This window comes from Mycobacterium sp. ABE4_509, from assembly GCF_056160785.1.
Window position 1 is genome coordinate 1 of record NZ_JBSWXU010000220.1, and the last position, 5,950, is coordinate 5,950.

A 5,950-nucleotide genomic window follows, 5' to 3' on the forward strand; every position below is an offset into this window, starting at 1 on the left:
GCCGTGGCCGTCGCGGCCGCCGCACCTCGGCGGACTGCGGCGGTGCCGGTTCGGCCCGGTCGCGCAGTTCGGTGAGGTCGGGCACGTCGGCGTAGAGCGGAGCCGCGACCACCGGGAGCACCGTGGTGTCGAGATCGTCCTGGGCGGGGTAGGGCTCGGCGTCGGTGTCCGGCTCGAGTTCCGGTTCCGGTTCGACGACGAAGGCTTCGGGTTCGATGACGGCGCGATGGCGCTTCGGCCTGGTCGTCGCCGGGGATTCGGCGCTGATCTTGGCGATCAGCTCGGCGACGGTCAGCGGGGTGCGCGCAGCCCCGGAATCCGGCGCGCCGCCTGCTGCCGGCGGCTGCGGTGGGGTAGTCCAGTGAGCATCGGTCGTGTCGTCGTCGGGACCGGGACGGCCGGGAGTGGCGTGATCACCGTCACTCATCTTCCTACCGGCCTTCCAGCTACCGCTTGACTCTCACGGGTGCGCACCGTTGCGCACCGGGCACCCGGGGTGCCTGCTTACCGTCGTAAAGCACTGGTCACAGGCCCCGCCGCGGGGGCGGGACACATTGAACCCCCATCGTACTGAGACATCCTGAGAGACAGCTAGCCGAAAGCCGATGTCAGAAACGTCTCGATCCTGTTGAGGATCAGCCGCCGGAGTTCATCACATCGGCACCGGCCGGCACTGCGCAGTCGTCGGGGTCGTCGAGCCAGCCCTCCGGCAGGCTCACCGCCGCGGGGGAGCCCTGGCGGCCGCGCGGCCCGCTGGCAGCGTCGGGGAACGGCACGTCGGGGTCCAGCTCGCCGAGCAGGTCGTCGAGCTCTGAAATGGTCTTGACCAGGGCCAATGAACGCCGCAGGTCGGCGCCTGCGGGGAAACCGTGCAGGTACCAGGCGACGTGTTTGCGGATGTCCCGCATCCCTTTGTCCTCTCCGAAGTGGGCAGCCAGGAGTTCGCCGTGCCTGCGGATGATCGTCGTGACCTCGCCCAGGGTGGGCGGGTCGACCGGTGCCGCGCCGGTGAAGGCGGCGGACAACTCGGCGAACAGCCATGGCCGCCCCAGGCAGCCGCGGCCGATCACGACCCCGTCGCAGCCCGTCGCGGCCATCATGGCCAGCGCGTCTCGAGCGTCGAAGATATCACCGTTGCCGAGGACGGGAACAGCGGTGACGTGTGCTTTCAGGGCGGCGATCTGCTCCCAGTCGGCCGTGCCGGAGTACCGCTGCGCGGCGGTCCGGGCGTGCAGGGCCACCGCGGCCGCGCCCTCCTCGGCGGCGATGCGACCGGCATCGAGATGGGTGTGGTGTTCGTCGTCGATGCCGATCCGGAATTTCACCGTGACCGGGATACCCGCGCCTTCGGCGGCGGTGACCGCAGCGCTGACGATCTGGCCGAACAGCCGCCTCTTGTACGGCAGAGCGGCCCCGCCGCCGCGCCGGGTGACCTTGGGTACCGGGCACCCGAAGTTGATGTCGATGTGGTCGGCCAGGCCTTCGTCGGCGATCATCTTGGCCGTGGCGTAGGTGTTGGCCGGGTCGACGGTGTAGAGCTGCAGCGAGCGCGGCGACTCCTCGGGGGCGAACGTCGTCATGTGCATGGTGACCGGGTGGCGCTCGACGAGGGCGCGGGCGGTCACCATCTCGCAGACGTACAGGCCGCTGACGGTGCCGGCGCGGTTCAACTCGAGTTCGCGGCACAGGGTGCGGAACGCGACGTTGGTCACGCCGGCCATGGGGGCCAGCACCACGGGGCTGCGCAGCGCCATCGGCCCGATCTGCAATGCCTTGGCAGACCGGGCCGAGTGCGGCGCTTGGGTTGGCGCGGAGGTCACCGTCCCGGGGCGGAGCCGACCAGCTGCTCCTTGGCGGCCTTCTTCTCGGCGACCTTGGCCTGGCGTTCGAGGCGGCGCTGCTTGGCGATCTCGAACTTGTCGACCGCGTCCTGCAGCTCGTCGACCAGCGCGCCGAGGTCGTCGCGCATCCGTGCGCTCTCGCCGTTGAAGTCCTCGCGCTCGAAGATGCGCCACTTCTTGAGCACCGGCATCACGATGTCGTCGAGGTGGATGCGCGGGTCGTACACCCCGCCGGAGGCGATGGTGACGGCACGGCGCCGGAAGTCGGGAATGGTGTAGCCGGGCATCTTGAAGTTGCGCAGCACCTTGTGCAGGGACTTCATCGCCTGGTTCGGGGCGATCTCGAAGCCCGCCTCGGAGACGTCGCGGTAGAAGATCATGTGCAGGTTCTCGTCGGCCGACACGCGCTGCAGCAGCTGGTCGGCGATGGGCTCCTCACACGCCTTGCCCGTGTTGCGGTGCGAGACGCGGGTGGCGAGCTCCTGGAACGTCACGTAGATCACCGAGTCGAACAGGCTCTCGGCGAACAGGTCGGCCTCCACCTGCTGGTTCTGACCGGGGGAGAAGCCGCGGGTCATCTGCTCGATGCGCAGCATCTCCAGCTCGACCGGGTCGACGTTGCGGGTGACGACCAGATAGTCGCGCAGCGCGATGCCGTGCCGGTTCTCCTCGGCCGTCCACCGGTTCACCCAGAAGCCCCAGGGGCCGTCCATGGTGAAGTTCATCGCGATCTCGCGGTGATAGGCGGGCAGGTTGTCCTCGGTGAGCAGGTTCACCATCATCGCGACCCGGGCGACCTCGGACAGCTGTGACTGCTCGGGATCCCAGTCCTGGCCGCCGAGCGCGTAGTAGTTCTTGCCGTCGGACCACGGGATGTAGTCGTGTGGGTTCCAGTCCTTCATCATCCGCATATGGCGGTTGACCAGGGGCTCGACGACGGGTTCGAGTTCGGTCAACAGTTGCAGGTCGGTCAGGTCTTTCGACACGACACCTCCCAGTTATCTGTACCTAGTGGTTGCACTCAATATATCTGTGTACAGCGGTGACATTCAAGCCGCCACGCGGCGGCTCACACCCAGGTCGGCAGCCGTTTCACCGGCCCGCGCCGCTGAGCAGTAGCTCAGCGCAGTGGTCGATGAACTGCTCCCGGGTCGCGGACAACCTGCCGTCGAGGTAGGCCGTGAACAACGCAGTGAGTGCCCCGATCAGGCCCGTCGCAACCATGGCCTGCGCCGTCGGGTCGGTGATGCGGGTCAGTTTGTGCTGGAGCAGTTCGATGAAGTTCGGCATCCACCGGGCGCCGGACTGTGCCAGCACCGGCTCGGCCTCCGGGGCCAGTAGCAGCACCCGTCCGCGTACCGGGTCGTCGACCATCAACGCCACGAAGCGCTCGACGGCGTCGCGCGGGCTGTCCGACTCCATCAGGGCGGCCATCGCCGCGGCGCACACCTCGTCGTAGACCGCGGCGACGAATTCGTCGCGGTCGGTGAAGCTCTCGTAGAAGTAGCGCTCTGTCAGGCCGGCCGCCCGGCACACCGCGCGCACCGTCAATCTGGGGCCGTCCGGACTGCCCAGCAGGCCGATCCCGGCGGCGAGCAGTTCGTCGCGACGCAGCGCCCGCCGGTCGCGCAGCGGAACGCCCGACCACCTGCCGCGTCGTTGACCGGACGGCACAGCTCTCCTAAGCTCTCATGTGACAACGCCTGTAGTCAGAATTCCGTGTGGCTCCCGACGGCTCGAAGGGAAATTCGACCAGTGACTCAAGATACGTCCGCAGCACGTCCTGCGACCACGGGATCGGCCGCCGACGCCGAGCCGGTCGCCGCCGGCTGCCCCGTCAGCGGCGGATACGACGCGCCTGCCCAGCCGCTCGGCCCCGACTCACTGACCTGGCGGTACTTCGGCCAGTGGACCGGCATGCTGCAGGGGCCGTGGGCCGGGTCGATGCAGAACATGCACCCCCAACTCGGCGCCGCGGTGCAGCAGCACTCGATCTTCTTCCTGGAACGCATGCCCAGACTGTTCCGGTCGGTGTACCCGATCGGCGGCGTGGTGTTCGACGGCGACCGCGCACCGGCCACCGGCGCGCAGGTGCGCGACTACCACATCGGCATCAAGGGCGTCGACGACCAGGGCCGCCGCTACAGCGCGCTGAACCCGGACGTCTTCTACTGGGCGCACGCCACCTTCTTCAAGTCCACGCTGCTGGCCGCCGAATGGCTCGGCGGCGGACTCACCGAGGAGCAGAAGCGCCAACTGTTCGACGAACACGTGCAGTGGTACCGGATGTACGGGATGAGCATGCGCCCGGTCCCCGGCAGCTGGGAGGAATTCGGCGAGTACTGGGACCACATGTGCCACAACGTGTTGGAGAACAACTGGGCGGCCCGGGCCGTGCTCGACCTCTCTACGATGCCCAAGCACCCCTCGCTGCAATGGATGCCCGACTGGATGTGGCGGGCCAATGTCACGGCGATGCAGCAGTTCTTCAACTTCGCCACCGTCGGCCTGTTCGACCCGGCGGTGCGCGAACTGATGGGCTACACCTGGTCCCCGCGCCAGGAGTGGTTGCACCGCGAGTTCGGCAAAGCGGTCTACCGCATCACCAGAGTGCTGCCCAAGCGCCTGTTGATGCACCCGCGCAAGCGATCGGCCTGGGACCGCGCCCACGGGCGGCTGCCGGCCGACGCCCCGCTGGTGGAAACTCCGGCGCGCAACCTCCCGCCCGTCGAGTATCGCGACGACCCGCACTTCTACAGCCCGAAGGTCTGAGCGCCGACAGCAGCGCGCCGAGGTTTGTCCCGGCCGCTGACCGGCTAGTTTGGATGTCATGCAAGCGCCGGAGATCCTGGGCGGACGCTACGAGCTGAGGGGTGTCCTCGGCCGCGGGGGCATGGCCGAGGTGCGCGATGCCTGGGACCGCCGACTGGGCCGGCCGGTTGCGGTGAAGCTGCTCTACCCGGGCGTGTGCACCCTGCCCGACACCCGTCGCCGCTTCGTCACCGAGGCGCACGCCGCGGCGGCGGTCAACCACCCCCACGTCGTGGCCGTGCACGACACCGGCGTGCACGAGGGCCGGCACTACATCGTGCTGGAGCGGCTGACCGGCCTGAGCCTGGCCGATGTGCTGGCCCGCGGCGGACCGCTGCCCGCCGAGCATGTCCGCGCCATCATCGGCGACGTGCTGTCCGCCTTGCAGGCCGCGCACTCCAGCGGCGTCCTGCACCGCGACATCAAACCGGCCAACATCCTGTTCACCCCATTCGGCGGGGTCAAGATCGCCGACTTCGGTGTGGCGAAGAGCGCCGACACCCCGCAGACCCTGACCAACCGGGTCTTCGGAACGATGGCCTACCTGCCCGCCGACCGGATCGCCGGCCGGCCCGCCGTCGCCGGCGACGACCTCTACGCCCTCGGCGTCGTGGCCTACGAGGCCCTGACGGCGCGGCGGGCCTACCCGCAGGACAATCTCGCCGCGCTGGCCGACGCGATCAACGCCGCCGCGCTGCCGCCGCTGAGCGTGCTGCGCCCCGACATCGACCCCGCGCTGGCCGCCACCGTCGACCGGGCGATGGCCCGTGACCCGCGCTGGCGGTTCCGCACCGCCCAGCAGATGCGCGCCAGCCTGGACGCGAGGGTCGAACCGCCGCGACGCTCCACCGGCGTGCTGGTCGCCTGGGCGGCCGTCCTGGCCGTTCTGGTGATTGCTGCGGTGGTCTTGGCGCTCTGAGCGTTCGCCCAGCGTGACCTGCGCAGATGTCGCCGATCCGAGGTTGTGCCAGCATAGGGTGGAGCATCGCTAACCGAGCGGTCGCGGTCCGGTAACGATCCGCGCGTCGTATTCAATTTCAGGAACCGGTGCTGTACATTGCTGCGTTTCCACGTATCTTGCTATGCGTGGGTCGTCACTCGATAGCCAGAAAGCGACGCAACCCGTCGGTGTACGTGGCCTCGGTGTGCGCGCCGGCCGCCGTGCTGCTGTTCGCCAAGGGGGACCCCGGTCCGCCGGTCGAGGTCGCCGAGGTTGAGCCCGTCGCGCAGTCCGCACCGCCCGCTGCGCCCCCGGCGCCCGTGGTACCTGGACTCGAGATCGTCGCCGCGCCCAGCGC

At 69.0% G+C, this 5,950-nt stretch carries 5 protein-coding genes and 2 pseudogenes; 3 read left to right on the forward strand and 4 right to left on the reverse strand.

Annotated features, from left to right (window positions below; all coding sequences use genetic code 11):
• The 4 genes and pseudogenes from ACXAID_RS26675 to ACXAID_RS26690 form a co-directional block, all read right to left on the reverse strand.
• Window positions 1–427, reverse strand: a pseudogene (locus ACXAID_RS26675) (LCP family protein); the annotation flags it as partial.
• Window positions 428–635: 208 nt separating this feature from the next.
• Window positions 636–1,754 (reverse strand): tRNA dihydrouridine synthase DusB, encoded by a 1,119-nt coding sequence (gene dusB / locus ACXAID_RS26680; protein WP_475025191.1) that lies wholly within the window; start codon window positions 1,752–1,754, stop codon window positions 636–638.
• Between the two features lie 62 nt (window positions 1,755–1,816).
• Window positions 1,817–2,827, reverse strand: coding sequence for an acyl-ACP desaturase (locus tag ACXAID_RS26685; protein WP_475025192.1), 1,011 nt, complete (start codon window positions 2,825–2,827; stop codon window positions 1,817–1,819).
• Window positions 2,828–2,933: 106 nt separating this feature from the next.
• Complete coding sequence (locus ACXAID_RS26690; protein WP_475025193.1) at window positions 2,934–3,515, reverse strand: TetR/AcrR family transcriptional regulator; 582 nt, start codon at window positions 3,513–3,515, stop codon at window positions 2,934–2,936.
• A gap of 81 nt (window positions 3,516–3,596) precedes the next feature.
• Between ACXAID_RS26690 and ACXAID_RS26695 the strand changes: the two genes are divergently transcribed.
• The 3 genes and pseudogenes from ACXAID_RS26695 to ACXAID_RS26705 form a co-directional block, all read left to right on the forward strand.
• The gene (locus ACXAID_RS26695) at window positions 3,597–4,613 is read left to right on the forward strand and encodes an oxygenase MpaB family protein (RefSeq protein WP_475025194.1); all 1,017 of its coding nucleotides are present in this window, start codon (window positions 3,597–3,599) and stop codon (window positions 4,611–4,613) included.
• A gap of 58 nt (window positions 4,614–4,671) precedes the next feature.
• Window positions 4,672–5,571, forward strand: coding sequence for a serine/threonine-protein kinase (locus ACXAID_RS26700; protein ID WP_475025195.1), 900 nt, complete (start codon window positions 4,672–4,674; stop codon window positions 5,569–5,571).
• A gap of 167 nt (window positions 5,572–5,738) precedes the next feature.
• Window positions 5,739–5,950 (forward strand): annotated as a pseudogene (locus ACXAID_RS26705) (hypothetical protein); the annotation flags it as partial.